This window comes from Dyadobacter sp. SG02 (genome assembly GCF_900109045.1).
Lineage (GTDB): Bacteria > Bacteroidota > Bacteroidia > Cytophagales > Spirosomataceae > Dyadobacter.
On sequence record NZ_FNYL01000005.1, the window covers coordinates 197,445 to 215,239 of the forward strand.

Sequence of the window (17,795 nt, forward strand, 5' to 3'; positions counted from 1 at the left end):
AATATAGGCGTTGCCCTGCCATTCCTGCAAGAAAATGACCGCGCACACCATCACCCGTTGGGCTTTAAAGGTGATTATCAGGGGCATTTACCGTCAGACATGCCAGGGAAACGCTGGTCAAATGCCCAACAACCGCTTCAACCGGACGTAAAACCCGGTATCGCGAAACGTGAATTGTTTATGTAAAATATAATTGCTTAAAAAGCTGGCCCCCATGGCCATAACCTGGGAAAAGAGCTTGTTCAAATTCACTTCTTTCACTGAAAACGGAATCAGAAAAGTAAATGTACCAAGCCATTGATTGGAAATATCATACAAAATAGCAGAGCCGTAAACGGTGATCAGACAAGACCAAACCGAAACCATTATAAACTTCACAATTTGTCGCCTGCTCTGCGTTGTATTCCGGGCATTGAATGCAAAAAGTCTTGTCAGAAAATACCCGACCACAAATGAAAACCAGTAACCCGCAAACAGCGCCGACTTATAGGAAATGGGAAACCATTCCTGTAAAATTGTAGCAACCAGCAAATTGGAAACGGCACCAGTAGCGGCCACGACGAAATAAGCAATAAGATCGCGGCGGTTGAAAAGCTGATCGGGCATAAGATAGGTTTCTGAATGCCAATATAGGAAGCCAGCTCTACAATATGCTGGAAAGTGAGCTCAGGAGGCTGAAAATAGCCAACATCCTCGTCAACATTTCATCTGAAAATGTGGCCAGTCTAAACTTTCATAAAACAATAGGATATAAAGAATGCGGGAATTTCGAAAAGATCGGTTACAAGAATGGCAGGTATTTTGATCTGATTTGGCTGCAAAAAACGCTAAATTGATTACGAATTTAACCTGACCCAAATCCTATGTCCAAACCCGCCATCAACTGTATCGCCCCCTGTTTCATCGTCAAAGATGTTCCGGCGGCATTGGCTTTTTACCGCGATTTCCTGGGGTTTGAAATCACCTACCAGGGGCCGAGCGAAGACGACATTTTCTTCGGGATTGTAGAGCGCGGCGCGGCGATGATCATGATGAAAGCAGTCGGCGTGGAACCGGTCCCAAACCATACCCGAGATGTAAAACAGGGCATTATGCGCTGGGATGCCTATATGTACGTCCCCGATCCCGACGCGCTCGCGGCCGAGTTCGCGTCGCGGAACGTGGATTTCTTTCTTCCGCTGGGCAACAATGACGATAATTTGCGCGGGTTTGAGGTGAAGGATGCGGATGGATATTTGCTGTATTTCGGACGGCCTAACACTGCTAACGGCTAGGTGCGGGCGGCCTCACTTGCCTGCCTTAATTCTGTTCAACTTAGTCTTCAGCAACAACCTCTTCCCGGCATCCAGATAATCCAGAAATAATTTCCCTTCAATGTGATCGTACTCATGCTGGATCATCCGCGCGGTCATGCCTGAGAAGACGCGCGTATGTTCCCGAAATTGAGCGTCGGAATACCGAATGGTGATGGACCATGGCCGGGAAATGCGTAACGAAACGCCCGGTATGCTCAAACACCCCTCCTCGTCCTTCCATGTGCGTTCGGATTTTTGAATCATCAGCGGGTTTACAAATGCTTCCCTAATTCCCTGATCCCCTTCAAAATAAATTTTCCGATCCGCCTCTTCCATTTGCAAATAAGTAGGGATACTATCGACAATGAAAAGCCGAATCGAATGATTTACCTGCGGCGCGGCCAGGCCGCAACCGTTGGCGTCATACATGGTTTCCCACATATCCGCAATCAGATTTTGAAAGCCCGGAGCCGCTAAGTCGGCCCAGGTATTGTGTCGGCGCAAAATGGGTGCGCCGAATTTGACAATGGATAATATCATAACTGTTTTTTCGCACAAAGTTCCTGGCGTTAAATCCATTTACTTAGTAAAAATTAGACACCCATTCTTATGCTCTCCTAATCAGGCAATGGCTAACTTTGCAGCCTATGCCGATCAGTCTTTTTGAACATATAATAATGAGGCCGGACTCAATGCCCTTGGGCAGGCAAGTGGAGCTACCGGAGGGACTCCGTGAAATTCTGCTTGAATGTTTCGCAGTACGCGCAACCGCATTTCCGCAGGCCGGCCTGGCGTTCAGCGACGGCATTCCAACGGCTGTAATGCTCGGCACTTCTTATGGCGAGGCTACTTTTCGCTCGCGTGGGCAGGTGTACACGATTGCATACGCATGGTTGAGCGGGCAGTATCTCGAAAATGTTCAATTTGAAGTTGCCAATCCCGGAGAGGAATTGCTGATAATCAGGTTCAATCCTTTTTATTTCAATCACATTTCCGCGATACCGACCCACAAACTTCGTAATCGGTTGATCTGGAGTTTCCAGGAAGTTTTTGGTAAGACTTTGATGAGAATGCTGACCGATCCGGACATTTGCGGGAATCCATTAAAAAAATTGGAGGTATTGGAATATATTTTACAACAAAGGCCCACGAATATCACCGTCAACTATTTGCTGCAAGAAGCCATTCAAAATATTATTTGCCAAAAAGGAAACGTGCAGATCGACGGGCTGGCGAAAACGCTCAACGTAAGCTACAAATGGCTGGAACGCAATTTTTTACAATTTACGGGTGTATCTCCGAAAGAATTTGCCCGACAACAACGGTTCCTCCATACCTACTTCGATCTGGTGAACGGACCGGACAAGGACTTGCCTGAAATCGCCTTCGAAAATGCTTTTTACGATCAAAACCACTTTTCTAAGGAATTCAAAAAGTTCGCTGGTTGTTCCCCGGGATGGTTCCGCAAACATTACACCCGTGCAAGAAAATAAAACCATTCGTCTTGAAATAGCAATAAACACGTCCGCAACGAATGTTTGGGCCGCGCTCACCGAACCCGGGCTGATCGCTCAATGGATGCTCGATACGCCCGTAGAGATCCTGACGGACTGGCGCGAGGGTGGGAAGCGTCTCGAAAGGGGCGATTTACATGGGTTACCATTTGAAAACAAAGGAAAAATCACCCGGTTCGACCCTCCCGAAACATTGGAATACACGCATTGGAGCACGCTTTCTATTCTTCCCGATACACCCGGAAATTATTCCATTGCACGCTTCAACCTGCAAGAGTCTCAAAATGAGACACTTTTAGTACTTACTATTGAAAATCTGCTAACCTTCGAGATTTTCAAGCACCTGGAATTTTACTGGAAAACAGCACTGCATTTGCTGAAAGAAGTCGCCGAATCGCGATAACGATTGCCTCGGAAGCGATTTGTTTGCATTTTAGGAGCCGAAAACTACTCACTCCAATCACTCAATAGCTCCTTATGTACGTCAACCGCTACCTTTCCCCCATTATCGTCTACTACTATTCCTGGCGGATGGTCCTGTTTTCGATCGCTACTGGCTCCATCGCCATTTTTGTGTACGACTACCTCGACTGGAAATGGGTGGCGATACCGTGGCTCCCGGTGTCGCTCGTCGGTACGGCTACCGCGTTTTTTGTCGGTTTTAAGAACAACCAGTCGTACGACCGCAGCTGGGAGGCGCGCAAAGTGTGGGGCGCCATTACCAACCATAGCCGCTCGTTCAGCGCGGCGGTGCGTTCGTTCACCACCTGCTCACCCGACTCCGATAATATTTCGGCCGCCAAAGAGAACCGGATCATCATATACAGGCACATTGCGTGGCTGTACGCGCTGAAAAACACGATGGTCCAACGCACCAACTGGGAGCACAAAGACCGCGCGAGCGAGCGGCAGCGCAAAGCATTCCGTCGCTCACAAGTGCCCTGCGACGTAGAAATTGCGAAACACCTGCCGGAAGCAGACCTCGAATCGATCAAACACAAAAAGAACCAGGCGACTCAAATCCTCGACCTGCAATCGCAACACATTCGCGACCTGCGCCGCGCCGGCTCGCTGGATACCTACCAGCACGTGGCGTTGCAGGACCTTATCTCCAAGCTTTACGACGAGCAAGGCAAGAGCGAAAGGATCAAAAACACGCCTTTCCCCCGCCAGTACGCGACGACTTCGACGCTTTTCATATTCGTTTTCATGACATTGCTGCCCTTTGGCTTGCTGCCCCAGTTTGTCGACCTGGGCGAGAAATACATGTTCCTGCTGATCCCGTTCAACATGATCGTCTCCTGGGTTTTCATGTTTATGGAATACGTGGGCGATATCAGCGAAAACCCGTTCGAGGGGCTGCTCAACGACACGCCGATCAGCACCATTATCCGCAATATTGAAATAGACCTCAAAGAAATGATCGACGATACGGACGTGCCCGAGAAGTTTTCAAGCTATTCCGGGACATTGTTTTAATCGTAAAATCAATCGGTCCGAAGGCTCTTTACGGGGTTCATCAATGCCGCTTTGAGGCTCTGGAAGCTCACCGTCAGCAATGTAATGACCAATGCGCCGACGCCCGTCCATACGAATACCGACCAGGGAAGCCCGGTATGGTATTCGTATTTTTGTAACCAGGATGTGAGAATGTAATAAGCCACCGGCGACGCGATGATCATCGCCACGATCACCAGCAACGCAAAATCCCGCGATAGCAACGTCCAAACGTTCCATACCGAGGCCCCCAGCACTTTCCTGACGCCGATTTCGCGCGTGCGTTGCGCGGCTACGAACGACGCCAACCCGAACAGGCCCAGGCAGGAAATGAATACCGCCAGCACCGTAAAGAACCCCGCCAGTTTCCCGATACGCTCTTCGGCGCGAAACTTGGCATCATACTCCTGATCCAGAAAACGGTAGTCGAACGGAACCGCCGGGGCATATTTGCGAAATACCGTTTCCACTTTCGCGAGCGCGTCTGGCGCACTCATGCCCGGGCGCAGACGCATCGTAACCACCCGCGCGGGCCAGGGGGCAATGTAATAAATGGCATGCTGCACCGGCTCGTACGGCGATTCCATCACCATTCCTTCTACCACGCCCACCACTTGCAATGGCTGGTCGCCCCATTTCACGGTCTCGCCCACGGGATTTTCCAGACCCATGAACTTTACTGCCTCTTCATTCAGTATCACCGCAAGTTTGTCCGTGGAGTACTGCCGTGAGAAGTCCCTCCCCTGCTTGACTTTCCAGCCGACGGTCTTGCCGAATTCTTCCGTAACACCGAAAGTCACAAACGGCTGGTCACGGTTCATATCCTTTCCGCGCCAGGTAAAACCGGTTTCATTGTTCCGTTTCTCGGTAAGCGGCGTGGTCGTTTTGGTCACTTCCACGATGGCGCCGGTTTCCAGCAGCTCGTTGCGGATCGATTCGAAATGATTGTTGATATCGAGCGTAGGCATGTCGATCATCACCAGTCCGGTGCGATCGTAACCCACGGGACGGTCTTTGGTATAACTGATTTGCTTGAAAACCATTACCGTACCGATGATCAGGGTTACCGAGACTGTAAATTGGATCACTACCAGCACTTGCCGTGGAATATATGCCAACCGTCCCGCGCGAAAAGTGCCTTTAAGCACATTCACGGCCTTGAAAGACGACAGGTAAAAAGCCGGATAGCTTCCTGCCAGGAAGCCCGTGAACACACAAAATGCCAGCGCCAATGCCCAGAACACAGCGTTGGCCCACAGAATAGCTATTTTTTTATCAGCCATATTATTAAAATACGGCATCGCCAGCTGGGCCAGCCCGATCGCGATCACGAAACCGATAAAAACGACGAGAAACGACTCACTGAAAAACTGCCCGATCAGTTGTCCGCGCAGCGAACCTACCGCCTTCCGCACGCCCACCTCACGTGCGCGCTTCTCCGAGCGGGCGGTGCTGAGATTCATAAAATTAATGCAGGCCAGGATTAACACGAATGCGCCTACGATCCCGAACAGCCACACATATTGAATGCGCCCTCCCACATTGAAACCGTCTTTCCAGTTGGAATACAAATGCCATTGGTCCATCGGATGCAGGAAAGCCAATGCTTTGGTATCACGGTCGGTTCCGGTGAGCTTGTTGAGCCTTGCCGGGCCGATAGCCGACGAAGCCGCGTTCAGGTCAGCCTGGTCGCCGAGTTGTACAAAAACTTCGGTGAAATTGTTGTTCCACTGGTCCTGGTTCTTTTTCCCGTATGGCACGCGTGTGATGAACAATTCCCATGGCGCGATGAACGCGGTGTTCGCGAAGGCCGTGTTATAGGGCAAATCGCGGTACACGCCGGTTACCTTTACTGCCAGTTCGTTATCGATTTTAACGATCTGGTTAAGCGCATTGCGACCTCCGAACAAGGTCTTCGCCGTGGATTCGGACAGCAGTACCGAAGCCGGATCAGAGAGTCCGGCCCTGGTACCGCTAATCATGTCGAGCGACAACATTTCAGCTATTCCCGGCTCCATAAAGCGACCAGGGTTGTTGAATTTCAAGTCTTTATATGCCAAAATATGCTTTTCCTCCGTCGTACTGCTCACAATATGCCGGAAATATCCTCCATACGAAAGCCTCAGTTCCTTTCCCATGGGCGCGGGCACCTCGTTATGCGTAAAAATAATGCCTCCGAGATTTTGGGTTTGCATTACCCGCGCGATACGCGTGTGATTTTGGAATGATCGGTTGAAAGAAAGCTCGTCGTAAAGCCACAGGCCGATCAGCATCGCCACAGCCATGCCGCTCGCAAGGCCGGTGATGTTGATGAACGAGTACATTTTGTTTTTGGCGAGGTTCCGCCGGGCGACTTTGAAATAGTTGCTGATCATGGTCATACTGAGATTGGAAGATCGGGAATATGGTTCGGTCCTGCGGCGACGCCGCACAAATGGCGGTAATACCGAAAACACATTGAGCACATAGCGCAACGTAGCCTGGAAACGCCCGCTTCTGGCGTACCAGTAATCGTAAAGCTCGTCGAGGTCCCCACCGACTTCCTCGCGGGTGTCTTCGGGGTGCAGCCATTGGAACAGCCGCTGCGCCCAGCGTGGTGGTATCGGGTGATTTTTCATGACGGCCTGCTCATTACCGGCCCTGTTTCCGCAAATTCTCCGGGATACGCTCTTTGCATAGGATGGGCGGGGTTATTTGTTTACATTTTATCGTACAAATGTCGAGCCAATTTTAGCACCCTTAGTTAATTTATTCAAAATCAAATATTTAAATAAAGTATCTAAAAAAACTGGCTGTTCATTTGCGGACATTCCGGATTTCGGCCGGACAATGAAAGGACGGAATTACATGCCAAAACGAGGGAGAATTCGTGACACGGAAGCCGTATGTCGCCATTTCCGCGCTCACGTTTATTTGCAGAACCGCGCGAAATGTTGCGATATTGCCATTCTTTAATTTCTCGACGTTCGATAATGATGAAAATATTAATAGCCGACGACCATTCGCTGGTGCGGTATGGGCTTAGATTAGCACTTCACAACTATTTCAAGGACAGTCAGATCGACGAAAGCTGGGACGGGGCGTCGGTCAAGGCTCAGTTTGCCATGCATGCCTACGACCTGTTGCTCCTCGACCTGAATATGCCTGAGACGGATTCGACGATCCTGCTGCAATGGATCAGGGAATATCATACCGACACGAAGGTGCTTGTCGTATCGATGAATGACGAAAGCATTTTCGGGAAGCGGTCGCTGCAACAGGGCGCGCACGGTTACCTTGAAAAAGATTCTTCGCCGGAAGAACTTATGAAGGCGGTAACGACCATCATGAACGGCAAACGCTATGCGAGCCCTAATCTGGCCAATATCCTGATCAACGACACGCTGAGGGGCAGCTCGGGCAATCCTTTCGACCAGCTTACGGCCAGGGAGTTCCAGGTGGCCATTTACCTAGCCAAAGACTATTCCGTCACGCAGATCAGCGAAATACTGCAAGTCCAGTATACATCCGTCAATACCTTCAAGCGCAGGATCTTCAAGAAGCTCAATGTCGAGAACAAAAGTGCGTTAGTCAGGCTGGCAGATGCTTATAACCTCGGCTAGATCCAGTTTTGTCGTAAACGGGCTGTGACACACCAGACCGCCGATGCTCACCGACGTGCCTGCACCTTTCGTGCTTTTGATGGCCATCGTGAAGCCGAGCGTGTGCGCAAAGTCGGCGATCAGCTGGTACCCCAGGCGGCTATTCGGCTCTACCGGTGCATTCACCACCGGGTTGGACAGCCGCCGGCGGATCTTTTGGAGGTCTCCGGACAGCATGCCGCTACCGTTGTCCGAAACGGTAAGCATAGGGCCGTTTTCATTCTGGCTGAAAATAAGACGCACTTCGCCCCCGCGCGTATGCTTGTTGGCGTTGTCGATCAGGTTACGCAGGATGGCTTTGAGGATATCGCGGTTGGTATACACAAAGACGTCGTCCGGGCATTCCACCACGAGCGTATTCTTGTTGAGCTGCACCATATCCTCGAAAAACTGTTGCAACTCGCCTGCCAGCTCGTTGAATGAAAACGAGTGTTGCGCAGGCTGGAAATTTTCGTGCTGCGAGCGCGCCCACAGGTTGACCTCCTTCACGAATGCATGAATATTGCCCGTCGCCTTTTTGATCTCCTCGGTACCCGCTTTCACTTCGGGAAGCTGGTTGTTGGCCGCGAAACGCGATACGTGATCGGAAAGCACATTCAGGAAATGCAGGGGCGATTGAAGATCGTGGGCGATCATCATCGTAATCTTCTGTTTGAGCCCATTGCTGTATTCGAGCTTGCGCGACAGGTCTTCCACCTGTTGTTCAAGCGCTCTTTTGGCAAGGTCGAGGCGGAAATAGCGATCCCGCACCCACAGAAAGAAAGCCAGCAGCGACACCACTGTCAGAACCATGACACAGATCCATTGCAAGATCATAACTCACCACCGGGTTTGTTTTGGGGTATTTCAATGAAATTAGTATCGTGAAGGGTGCTTTGTAATGTTACACAAAGAAATCGCTTTTGTAGTAAATATTGGTACAAAAGGATAATATTTTTAACAGAATTTCTACAAAATCATTAAAAATGAAAAATAAATTCTACTTAAAACACAGGATTAATGCAAAAAATAAACAATCCCGCAGCAATGCTACGGGACTGTATTACATGCAACTGCCGGGTTCCGCCCGTCCTTTCCACTAATCTATTCTACAAATCTTATACGTTTACATTCCTCCACGGTGACGCTCGCCGAGCTGGCTTTCCAGTTGCCCACCTGCTCTCCGCCTTTGTAGCGTTTTCCCGACACCGCGTAGGTGCCCACCGGGAGCATCAGGCTCACCACCGCCGTGCTGCCTGCCGCATTGCATTCCGGCCTGATAGCGGCCGTTTCGGAAATCGAACCCATCACCTTACCGTCGATAATGACGTCGATACGGTCGTATTTTTCAGGGGTGTAATTGGTGTAAAAAAGCAGGTTCCCCTGTGGTACCGGCTCTTTATCGTCTTTACAGGAGAAGACAAGAAGCAAAAGCATGGCGAAAACGTAGCTGCCTAAACGGGTGTTGTTCACTGAATTTTTCATGGCTAATACGGATATATGATTGGGATTGATTTGACTTGCAGCGCCGCCTACTCTGGCTGACTGACACGACAAAATTATATTTCGCTCCCGCCGCTTCACCGCGTTGTTGAGTGGTCTGCATTTTTATTGAGCCAATCGACCAAAACCAAAAATGCCCTGCAAAAAACAGGGCATTTAGCTCAAAAACAGATTTACAACTCACTGATTATTAATCGAATAATTAAAACCGTTAACTAAAATTCAACTGATTAACCGGTCAAAAACGCGCGAACATTTCCATAAACTCCTGCCGCCTCGAACGCGAAATACTGATCGCTACATCGTTGTCCATCACGACATAGCCGCCTTCGCCGCGTACAAATTTCTTGATCCGGTTGAGATTGATGAGAAACGAGTTATGTACCCGGTAAAAATCGGGGCCGCTCAGCGCCTCGTCGATGTCCTTCAACACTTTCGACACTACCACCTTTTTGCCGTTGGCGAGCACCACGCTCGTGTAGTTGCTTTCGGCTTCGCAATAGAGAATATCCTGTGTAGGCACGAAAATCATCCCGTCGCCGGTTGTGAGCGCGATACGCTGCGGGGTGTTTTTGACCTGGCGCATGCTCTGAAACAGCAGATCGATCTGTTCGCGCGAGGGAACATTCCGCTTTTCGTCCACCCGCCTGATCGTTTCGATCAGATCTTCGGGGTCGATCGGTTTCAGCAGGTAATTCAATGCACTGTATTTAAATGCCTTGATGGCAAACTGGTCGTAAGCTGTCGTGAAAACCACATCGAAATGCAGTTTGTCAAACTTTTCGAGCATATCGAAGCCGTTCATACGGGGCATTTCGATATCGAGGAAAACCAGTTCCGGCCGGTGCTCGCGGATCGCCTCGATCCCCTTTTCCGCCGAACTGCACATGGCCTCCACCGACACCGACGGCGCGTAGGTTTTCAGCAGCCATTCCAGCATTTCGAGACAATTGTTCTCGTCATCGATGATAACACATTTGATCATATCTTTTCTTTTTTCAGATTTTCCTTCATTCCATATCTTCACACCGGAATCACCACCACGACCCGGGTACCGGCGGCCACGCGGTTATCGTCTTCCAGGTCCACGATCTCGACGCTCGCATTGGTTTGCGCATACTGGTTCAGCACGGCAATGCGGTCTTCGGTCAGCTTCATTCCGAGCGATTTCTTGCCGGTTGCCGATTTGCTCCGGAACTCCGCGGCTTTCTCCCGCCCTACCCCATTATCTTCGATCACGCATTCCAGCGTGTTCTCGTCCAGCATCCGTATCCGCACCCACAGGCTACCCTTGCCTTCCTTATGCAGCAAGCCATGCCAGATCGCATTCTCGACATAAGGCTGGATGATCAGCGACGGCACACCGATCGAATCGGTATGGACGTCCTCGTCGACGATCATGTGGTAGTCAAACTTGTTGTCGAAGCGGATGCGCTCCATTTCAATGTACAACCTCAATGCCTCCAACTCGTTCGATAACAGCACTTTCTTACTGTTGGAATTATCGAGTATCAGGCGGATCAGCTTCGCGAAACGCGTCAGGTAAAGCGACGCCGTCGCATTATCGCTCTTGACAATGTACCGGTTAATAGAGTTGAGGCAGTTGAAGATGAAATGCGGGTTCATCTGAGCCCGTAACGCACGCATTTCGAGGTCTGCCATGTGCTCGCGCAACTCGGTTTGCCGCCTGATCACCTTTACGCGCCGTTTGAAAAGCCAGTAAGCCAGCGCCGTTACCATGGCCACGATCGTTACGATAAACCACCACGTCTGCCACCAGGGCTGCAAGATGACAAAAGAGAGCGGCGTCGCCGTTTCCGACCAGGCGACGCCATCCAGGCTGGCCGCGACCGAAAACACATATTGCCCGGGAGGCAGCGACGAAAACCTGACGCGGCTGTTGCGTGCATTATCTACCCAGCTATCATCCAGGCCCGTGAGCCGGTAGCGGTACATCAGTTTCTCCGGGTTGCGGAAATAGGGCGTCAAATACTGGATCTCTACGGAATTTTGCGTCCAGTTCAAGGTGAGCGGCTTCTGGTTCTCGGTGAGCAGCGAATCGTCCTGGTTCACCCGCACGTTGGCGATGAGCACATTCAGCTTTTCTTCGCGGTGTTTGAGCAGGTTGGGGTCAAAGTAGTTTAACCCGTTCAGCCCGCCCACGTACAAGCGACCATCGGACGCTTCCAGTAATGCATTCGTATTAAAAGGTTTGTTTTGAATATTATCCCTGAAATCGAACCATTGCAGCTTGCTGGTGTTCCGGTTGAGCAGGTACAGGCCGTCGTCCGCCCCGATCCAGATCCGGCCGGCCTGATCCCGGTGAATCGTCGAAATGCGTTGATTGGCCAATTCCGGGAAGATCTTCTTCTTTTTCAACACATTACCTCTTCTAACCACCTCATAAAGACCCACCGAACCGCACCAGGCCGTGGAATCGTTTTGCATCAAAACAGCTCCTACCAGCTTCCCGGGCGCGAAATCGCTGTCGGCAGCCACATTCCCGAACCCGGGACTAGCCACAAGCAGTCCATCGTAAGTACCCATCCAGTAATTGCCCCGCGCATCGCGCACTGCCGTCTGGATCAATTTCTCAAATCCTTCCACCGGCATTTCGGTAATGCGGTATAAGCCTGCCTCCACTTTGTAGCAACCGAGCTCACCCGTAATCAGGAAATGGCCGCCCGGTATGGAAACGAGCGTGCCGATCGTCTCATTCATCAACTTTTTCCGCAGCGCTTCGCCTGCCTCACCGGCCGGGTAACGCATGCCCGTGAATGTCCTGCGAAGCGGGTCGAGGATTTGGGGCAAATCGCCACTCGGAACAACCAGCAGATTTTTCCCGTCAAAAGCGAGGCCCCTCACCTCGCGCGCCTGCACCGATTCCCACGCCGCCGGCCTCACTGCACTCATTTTCCCGGTACGGATATCGAGCACGGCAACACCCCGCACGGTGCCTAGCCATATATTGCCCAGGCCGTCCTCGGCAATGGATTTAATGCTGTTACTAAGATTCGGGTCAGCCCCCGGGAAGCCGTTGAGCCAGCCGATCGTGTGCGCCTGCGGCCTGAAAAACAATACCCCGTCCTGGCCCAGTATCCATTGCGTGCCGTCATGATCATGAAAATCCGCATAATTTTCATCGTTAGGCAGCACCTTGCCCGAATCGAAAAGGATGGCACGGCTGAATATCCGGCTTTTATTATCGTACAGATAGCAGCCCTTGGTCGTATTCACCAGTTTGCGACCGGCACCGAGCGGTGTAATGCTGATCAGTTCGGCCAGCGGAATGCCCTTAGGGTTTTGCACGCTTGCGGGCGCTATACGCGTGACCGAACCCGTAGCAAAATTGATTTCGAATGTCTGCAAAAGGTTGTTACTCGCCCAGGCCACGTCCTCGCTCACGGGCACCACCGAACGCACGTCGGCAAGCGGCACCTGCCGGACCCGATTATTTTTAGTATCAAAACAAAATAAGGTTTTGATGTCCGCCAGATACAACTGATAACCCCTCCGGCTGAAAATGCGCCGGTAATAGTAATGGTCGGACAATCCGGGCAATCCCTGGAAACGGAATGAATCGGTGCGCGGGTCGTAGCGGTACAGCCCGCGGCCTGCATTGGCCCAGATTTGGTTGTCGGGCGTCACCTGCAACCGGGCCAGCTTGTTGAGGGGCGCCATGGCAGGGCCTGTGGTCGGTACCTTGCGGAGCGAGCGGTCGCCGATCCGGTACTTCCGTATCCCGCTGTCCGATGTCGTCCAGATCGTACCGGAGCTGTCGGAAGCGATATCGAGCAGGTTTTCGCCCTCCGTTTCGATCCTGCGCACATCCTGCCCGTCGAAACGCTGGATATGCCTGGGCGAAAGAATCCACAGGAAACCATAACGGTCGCGGACGATCCTCGACGCATTGGCGGTCTGGATGCCGTTTTTGTCGCCCAACAGCTGGACATTAAAACCCGGCAGCTGCCCGTAGCAACCGAAGCGTGCTGCCAGCAGCATTAGTAGACTCACACAGATACGTTTCACAAAATCCACCTGATTCGGACGGGACAAAAGTTATTTCGACTGATGCAAGTTTTACAATTTAAAACACGAATGGAAAAACCGTTCAGTAAGTTGCCGCTTTTCTTAGTCAGCGGAAGGATTCGGGCAATGGTTTCACTTTTCGCCCATCGTGCCGATCCCTTCATCCATCCCCTATATTCCGGCCTTTGTCATATTTTCCTTTCAGGCCTGCGTGCGCGCACCCATTTTTGTCGGGTCATTTACTAAAACCATGAAAATGCTAAGAATTCTCCTCATTGTTTCCATCCTCGCCAGCTCACTCCTGTCACCGGCATTTGCCCAGTTTCCCGCAGCAGGAAGCAGCCAACCGAAAGCCCTGCCGGGTACCGCCGGCGACCAAAGCCCGAAGGGATCAGCCAAGATAAGCGGTTCCGTTGTAGATTCAGCATCTTCGAAAGCCATTGAATTTGTGAGTGTTGCATTGTACGACAAGGTCAACAACAAGGCTGTGGACGGAACGGTAGCCGATGAAAAAGGGAAGTTCGCATTAACCAAACTTGCCGCCGGCGACTATAAAGTACTTATTTCCTTCATTGGTTATGCCAATAAAACGATCGACAACATCAAGCTCGGCAAAGGCCAGGATGTGGATCTCGGTACGATCAGCCTCGGCTCTAATACCAAAACCCTCAACGAAGTGACCGTAACCGGCCAGGCCGCATTGATCGAAGAAAAGGTGGACAGGCTGGTGTATAATGCGGAAAAGGACATTACCGCGAAAGGCGGCGACGCTACCGATATATTGCGCAAGGTACCATTGCTTACCGTCGACCTCGACGGCAACGTATCACTCCGCGGCAGCCAGAATATCCGCGTTTTGATCAATAACAAGCCCAGTACCATCATCGCCAACAGCGTGGCCGACGCATTGAAGCAAATCCCGGCCGATCAGATCAAGTCGGTGGAAGTGATTACCAGTCCTTCGGCGAAATACGACGCGGAAGGCTCGGGCGGTATTATCAATATTATTACCAAAAAGAACTCGCTCCAAGGCCTTAACCTGAACATCGATGCAGGTGTCGGCAACCGCGGCTCGATGCTCGCATTGAACGGCGGTTACCGCAAAGGCAAAGCCGGTTTTACGATCGGCGGGTTCGGACGCGGCATGTATAACACGGTTACCAAAACCACATTGGAACAAACCAGTACCGTAGAAGGCATTACCACCACCACGCAGCAGACAGGCGATGGTTCAAGCCACGGTTTGTTCGGAAACTATAACCTTGGCTTCGACTACGACATTGCCAAAAATCAGAGCCTCACGGCCGGTGTGAAATATGGTGTGCGAAACTTCTCCAACCAGCAGGATCTGGCGACACGCCTGATGAAAACCGGTACTACGGATGCCACTTCTGCACGCAACGTGGCGGCCGACAACCTTTCAGGAACCGTGGACGTGAACGTCGATTACCTGCATACATTCAAACCGCAGCAGGAATGGAGCGTGTCGACCCTGTACAGCCGCAACGACCTGACCAACGATTTCGACGCCGATATTTTCGAGGAAAAACAACTGACTTCGCGCCAGCGTAACCTCAACAAGAGCATTAACCAGGAATTCACGTTTCAATCGGATTACCAGACACCTATCAAGAAAAACCAAATGCTGGAGTTCGGTGGAAAAGGCATTTTCCGGGAGGTTACAAGTAAATACAGCTTCCTGATCGCCGAACCAACCGGAGATTACCGCCCCGAAACGGACCAGCCGGCCGGTGACCTGACTTACCATCAGAATATCGCGGCAGCCTACTCTTCCTATACCTATACCACTAAAAAACGGTATACGATCAAAGGAGGTTTGCGGTACGAACACACGTTCATCGACGCGAGTACCAACGAAGGCGTTGTGGGTGTCGGTAACTACGGTGTGCTGGTACCGAGCGTGAACGCTTCGAAGACATTCAAAGGAACAACGGTGAAACTGGGCTACAACCGCCGTATCCAACGTCCGGGCTTGCAACAACTCAACCCGAACTTCAACTCGGCCAACCCACAGAACATCACCATCGGTAACCCCGAACTCCGCCCTGAACTGACCAACAACTACGAGCTGGGCCTGAGCAAGAATATCAAGAAAACGTACGTGAATGCGACATTCTTCGGCCGTTTCACCAACAATGCGATCTCGCAGGTACGCCAGCCCTCGGATACCCTCGCGGGAGCGATCGTGACCACCTATGAGAACATCGGTAAGCAGCACGCATTTGGCGCCAACATTTTCGCCAATATCGCTGCCACTTCCAAAATCAACTTCGGGGTTTTCGCGAACGTGTTTTATACCCAGCTTACCGGCCAGACAATCGGCCAGAATGGTCTTTCGCAGGAAATCGATAACGACGGCGTGAACGTGAGCGGCGGTATTTTTTCCCAGGCAACCTTCGGAAATGGCTGGGGCGCGCAGGCTTTCGGGTTTATGCAGGGCCAGCAGATCCAGTTGCAGGGCAAGCAGGGCGGCTTCGGCTTTTACACGATCGGCGTGAAGAAGGAATTTGCCAACAAAAAGGCCAGCCTTGGCCTCGCCGCTGAAAACTTCCTGAGCAAAAGGTTTAAAATGCATACCGAATTGACTTCCTTGCAGTTCAACCAGGTAAATGACGTATATCTTTACAATCGCGGCTTCCGCCTCACATTTACCTACAAAATCGGTAAAATGACAATGGAACAGCCGAAAAGAAAGGCCAAATCGGTGAACAACGACGACGTGAAAAGCGATGGCGGCGGACAACAAGGAGGTGGTGGCGGCCAGGGCGGCGGCGGAAACACGCCCCGCTAGACGTAACTTTCCTCATGCAGCGATAGATCGAAAAACTTACACAAGCCTGTTTAAACTCAAATTCAAACTCCGGTATGAAAACAAACAAACTAATCTGGACAATGGCGGTGGCGCTCGTCTCCGCTGCCTCTTACGCGCAGACTGTGGATGAAATCGTAGATAAACACGTGGCCGCCCTCGGCGGGCTCGACAAGATCAAGGCCATCAACACGGTGGTCACCGATCGTTCGCTGGCCGTACAAGGCATGGAAATACCGAATAAAACGACGCTCGTCGTAGGCAAATCCGTTCGCAACGAATCGACTGTGATGGGCAATACGATGGTGCAGGTCGTGGATAACGGCCAGGGCTGGATGATCCGCCCGACCATGATGGGCGGTACCGGCGAGCCGGAGGACATGCCCGCCGACCAATTGAAACAACAACTGAGCTCGCTTGACCCATTCGGGGGGCTCGTGAGTTATAAAGAAAAAGGCAATAAAGTAGAACTCGTAGGGAAAGAACAGGTCGATAAAAAGGATGTTTTCCACCTGAAACTCACCACGAGCGATGGCCAGGTGATCGACGAGTTCGTCGATGCAGCCACCTATCTCGTCACGAAGGTGAAAGTATCGATGAATGGCAATGAAGGCGAAATCGACCTTTCCGACTACAAGGAAGTAGACGGTGTGAAATTTGCCAATACAATGGAAATCAGCAACGCGCAAATGGGCACGATGTCGTTCATTACGAACAAGATAACGGTAAACACACCGGTAGATCCGGCGATATTCAAGAAGCCGACGAAGTAGCGCCTGCGGCGCTGACCGTGGTCAACTTCCCGATCCGCACCATACCCGATAGCGCTGCTCACCTGAACAGCGCTATTTTTTTGGACAATTCGATCGGGTCTTTTACTTCCATTTTGTCGTAAATGCGCCGCTTGTAAGTGCTGATCGTGTTTTCTTTAAGGTTCATGATCGCGGCGATCTCCTTCGTCCATTTCCCTTCCGTCATGAGTTGCATTACGCGGCGCTCGCGGGGCGAGAGCGTGACGATCGGGTTACTGCCTGTGGTGCGGCCGCTGACGTCGGTAAAGCTGGACAGAAAGATCTGCTGAACGTCGTAACTCACATAACGGCCGTGGTCGAGGATGGCCTGCACGGCAACGAGGAACTCGTCCTGCGGCGCCTGTTTGGAAATGAAACCATCCGCGCCCGCTTGGAGGTACGGCAGTGCATATACCTTCTCATCGAATGCTGAATGGATCAGGATCGGAAGACCGGCCTGCTTTTCGCGCATCATTTTCATCATCCTTACGTTCTCGCCGCCCGGAATGTCGATATCCAGTACGGCCAGGTCGAAACGCTCGTTTTCCAGGATTGCCAGGGCTCCCTGGAAGGATTCGGCATGACTTACAACGGCCCGGGGATAAAATTCGGCAAATACCATTTTAAGCCCCAGCAGGATGAGCGGGTGGTCCTCAATACATAGAAATTTCATAGAAGTGCTAACCGATATAGACAGGGTTTGATATTATTTCATA

16 protein-coding genes are annotated in these 17,795 nt (G+C 51.4%); 8 read left to right on the forward strand and 8 right to left on the reverse strand.

Annotation, left to right across the window (positions count from 1 at the left end; translation table 11 throughout):
- Positions 1–117: 117 nt before the first annotated feature.
- A complete protein-coding gene (locus tag BMW93_RS13775; protein WP_090376800.1) occupies positions 118–606 on the reverse strand; it encodes a GtrA family protein in 489 nt (162 codons plus the stop codon).
- 23 nt (positions 607–629) lie between these two features.
- On the opposite strand from BMW93_RS13775, the gene BMW93_RS36270 reads away from it, so the two are divergent.
- A complete protein-coding gene (locus BMW93_RS36270; protein WP_409013101.1) occupies positions 630–836 on the forward strand; it encodes a GNAT family N-acetyltransferase in 207 nt (68 codons plus the stop codon).
- A 27-nt stretch (positions 837–863) separates the two neighbouring features.
- The gene (locus BMW93_RS13785) at positions 864–1,274 is read left to right on the forward strand and encodes a VOC family protein (protein WP_090376805.1); all 411 of its coding nucleotides are present in this window, start codon (positions 864–866) and stop codon (positions 1,272–1,274) included.
- A gap of 12 nt (positions 1,275–1,286) precedes the next feature.
- Here the strand turns inward: BMW93_RS13785 and def are convergent, their stop codons facing one another.
- A complete protein-coding gene (def, locus tag BMW93_RS13790; RefSeq protein WP_229240425.1) occupies positions 1,287–1,874 on the reverse strand; it encodes a peptide deformylase in 588 nt (195 codons plus the stop codon).
- A gap of 98 nt (positions 1,875–1,972) precedes the next feature.
- Between def and BMW93_RS13795 the strand changes: the two genes are divergently transcribed.
- The 3 genes from BMW93_RS13795 (at position 1,973) to BMW93_RS13805 (ending at position 4,288) form a co-directional block, all read left to right on the forward strand.
- On the forward strand, positions 1,973–2,788 hold the full coding sequence (locus tag BMW93_RS13795) for a helix-turn-helix domain-containing protein (RefSeq protein ID WP_177194082.1): 816 nt from the start codon (positions 1,973–1,975) through the stop codon (positions 2,786–2,788).
- Positions 2,775–3,212, forward strand: a complete 438-nt coding sequence (locus BMW93_RS13800) for an SRPBCC domain-containing protein (protein ID WP_177194083.1) — start codon at positions 2,775–2,777, stop codon at positions 3,210–3,212. Before BMW93_RS13795 ends, BMW93_RS13800 begins: the two co-directional genes overlap by 14 nt.
- A gap of 74 nt (positions 3,213–3,286) precedes the next feature.
- Positions 3,287–4,288: a bestrophin family protein gene (locus tag BMW93_RS13805; protein WP_090376816.1), complete on the forward strand. Its 1,002-nt coding sequence runs from the start codon at positions 3,287–3,289 to the stop codon at positions 4,286–4,288.
- 8 nt (positions 4,289–4,296) lie between these two features.
- On the opposite strand, the gene BMW93_RS13810 is transcribed toward BMW93_RS13805, so the two are convergent.
- Positions 4,297–6,924 (reverse strand): ABC transporter permease, encoded by a 2,628-nt coding sequence (locus tag BMW93_RS13810; RefSeq protein WP_090376819.1) that lies wholly within the window; start codon positions 6,922–6,924, stop codon positions 4,297–4,299.
- Positions 6,925–7,278: 354 nt separating this feature from the next.
- On the opposite strand from BMW93_RS13810, the gene BMW93_RS13815 reads away from it, so the two are divergent.
- Positions 7,279–7,908, forward strand: a complete 630-nt coding sequence (locus tag BMW93_RS13815) for a response regulator transcription factor (RefSeq protein WP_090376822.1) — start codon at positions 7,279–7,281, stop codon at positions 7,906–7,908.
- On the opposite strand, the gene BMW93_RS13820 is transcribed toward BMW93_RS13815, so the two are convergent.
- The 4 genes from BMW93_RS13820 to BMW93_RS13835 form a co-directional block, all read right to left on the reverse strand.
- Positions 7,873–8,763 (reverse strand): HAMP domain-containing sensor histidine kinase, encoded by an 891-nt coding sequence (locus tag BMW93_RS13820; RefSeq protein WP_090376825.1) that lies wholly within the window; start codon positions 8,761–8,763, stop codon positions 7,873–7,875. The genes BMW93_RS13815 and BMW93_RS13820 overlap by 36 nt on opposite strands.
- 267 nt (positions 8,764–9,030) lie before the next feature.
- The gene (locus BMW93_RS13825) at positions 9,031–9,411 is read right to left on the reverse strand and encodes a hypothetical protein (RefSeq protein WP_090376828.1); all 381 of its coding nucleotides are present in this window, start codon (positions 9,409–9,411) and stop codon (positions 9,031–9,033) included.
- A gap of 256 nt (positions 9,412–9,667) precedes the next feature.
- On the reverse strand, positions 9,668–10,414 hold the full coding sequence (locus BMW93_RS13830) for a LytTR family DNA-binding domain-containing protein (protein WP_090376832.1): 747 nt from the start codon (positions 10,412–10,414) through the stop codon (positions 9,668–9,670).
- A 38-nt stretch (positions 10,415–10,452) separates the two neighbouring features.
- A complete protein-coding gene (locus tag BMW93_RS13835; protein ID WP_229240426.1) occupies positions 10,453–13,458 on the reverse strand; it encodes a sensor histidine kinase in 3,006 nt (1,001 codons plus the stop codon).
- 250 nt (positions 13,459–13,708) lie between these two features.
- Between BMW93_RS13835 and BMW93_RS13840 the strand changes: the two genes are divergently transcribed.
- Positions 13,709–16,270, forward strand: coding sequence for an outer membrane beta-barrel family protein (locus tag BMW93_RS13840; protein ID WP_090376838.1), 2,562 nt, complete (start codon positions 13,709–13,711; stop codon positions 16,268–16,270).
- Positions 16,271–16,344: 74 nt separating this feature from the next.
- Positions 16,345–17,061, forward strand: coding sequence for an outer membrane lipoprotein-sorting protein (locus tag BMW93_RS13845; protein ID WP_090376840.1), 717 nt, complete (start codon positions 16,345–16,347; stop codon positions 17,059–17,061).
- Positions 17,062–17,119: 58 nt separating this feature from the next.
- On the opposite strand, the gene BMW93_RS13850 is transcribed toward BMW93_RS13845, so the two are convergent.
- Complete coding sequence (locus tag BMW93_RS13850) at positions 17,120–17,752, reverse strand: response regulator transcription factor (protein WP_090376843.1); 633 nt, start codon at positions 17,750–17,752, stop codon at positions 17,120–17,122.
- Between the last annotated feature and the right edge of the window lie 43 nt (positions 17,753–17,795).

What these genes read in the sequence shown, in the direction of transcription:
- BMW93_RS13825 (WP_090376828.1), bottom strand. Translation starts at nt 9,411, where the DNA reads ATGAAAAATTCAGTGAACAACACCCGTTTAGGCAGCTACGTTTTCGCC.
- BMW93_RS13785 (WP_090376805.1), top strand. Translation starts at nt 864, where the DNA reads ATGTCCAAACCCGCCATCAACTGTATCGCCCCCTGTTTCATCGTCAAA.
- BMW93_RS13840 (WP_090376838.1), top strand. Translation starts at nt 13,709, where the DNA reads ATGAAAATGCTAAGAATTCTCCTCATTGTTTCCATCCTCGCCAGCTCA.
- BMW93_RS13850 (WP_090376843.1), bottom strand. Translation starts at nt 17,752, where the DNA reads ATGAAATTTCTATGTATTGAGGACCACCCGCTCATCCTGCTGGGGCTT.
- BMW93_RS13775 (WP_090376800.1), bottom strand. Translation starts at nt 606, where the DNA reads ATGCCCGATCAGCTTTTCAACCGCCGCGATCTTATTGCTTATTTCGTC.
- BMW93_RS13815 (WP_090376822.1), top strand. Translation starts at nt 7,279, where the DNA reads ATGATGAAAATATTAATAGCCGACGACCATTCGCTGGTGCGGTATGGG.
- BMW93_RS13830 (WP_090376832.1), bottom strand. Translation starts at nt 10,414, where the DNA reads ATGATCAAATGTGTTATCATCGATGACGAGAACAATTGTCTCGAAATG.
- def (WP_229240425.1), bottom strand. Translation starts at nt 1,874, where the DNA reads ATGGATTTAACGCCAGGAACTTTGTGCGAAAAAACAGTTATGATATTA.
- BMW93_RS13795 (WP_177194082.1), top strand. Translation starts at nt 1,973, where the DNA reads ATGAGGCCGGACTCAATGCCCTTGGGCAGGCAAGTGGAGCTACCGGAG.
- BMW93_RS13845 (WP_090376840.1), top strand. Translation starts at nt 16,345, where the DNA reads ATGAAAACAAACAAACTAATCTGGACAATGGCGGTGGCGCTCGTCTCC.
- BMW93_RS13810 (WP_090376819.1), bottom strand. Translation starts at nt 6,924, where the DNA reads ATGAAAAATCACCCGATACCACCACGCTGGGCGCAGCGGCTGTTCCAA.
- BMW93_RS13805 (WP_090376816.1), top strand. Translation starts at nt 3,287, where the DNA reads ATGTACGTCAACCGCTACCTTTCCCCCATTATCGTCTACTACTATTCC.
- BMW93_RS13820 (WP_090376825.1), bottom strand. Translation starts at nt 8,763, where the DNA reads ATGATCTTGCAATGGATCTGTGTCATGGTTCTGACAGTGGTGTCGCTG.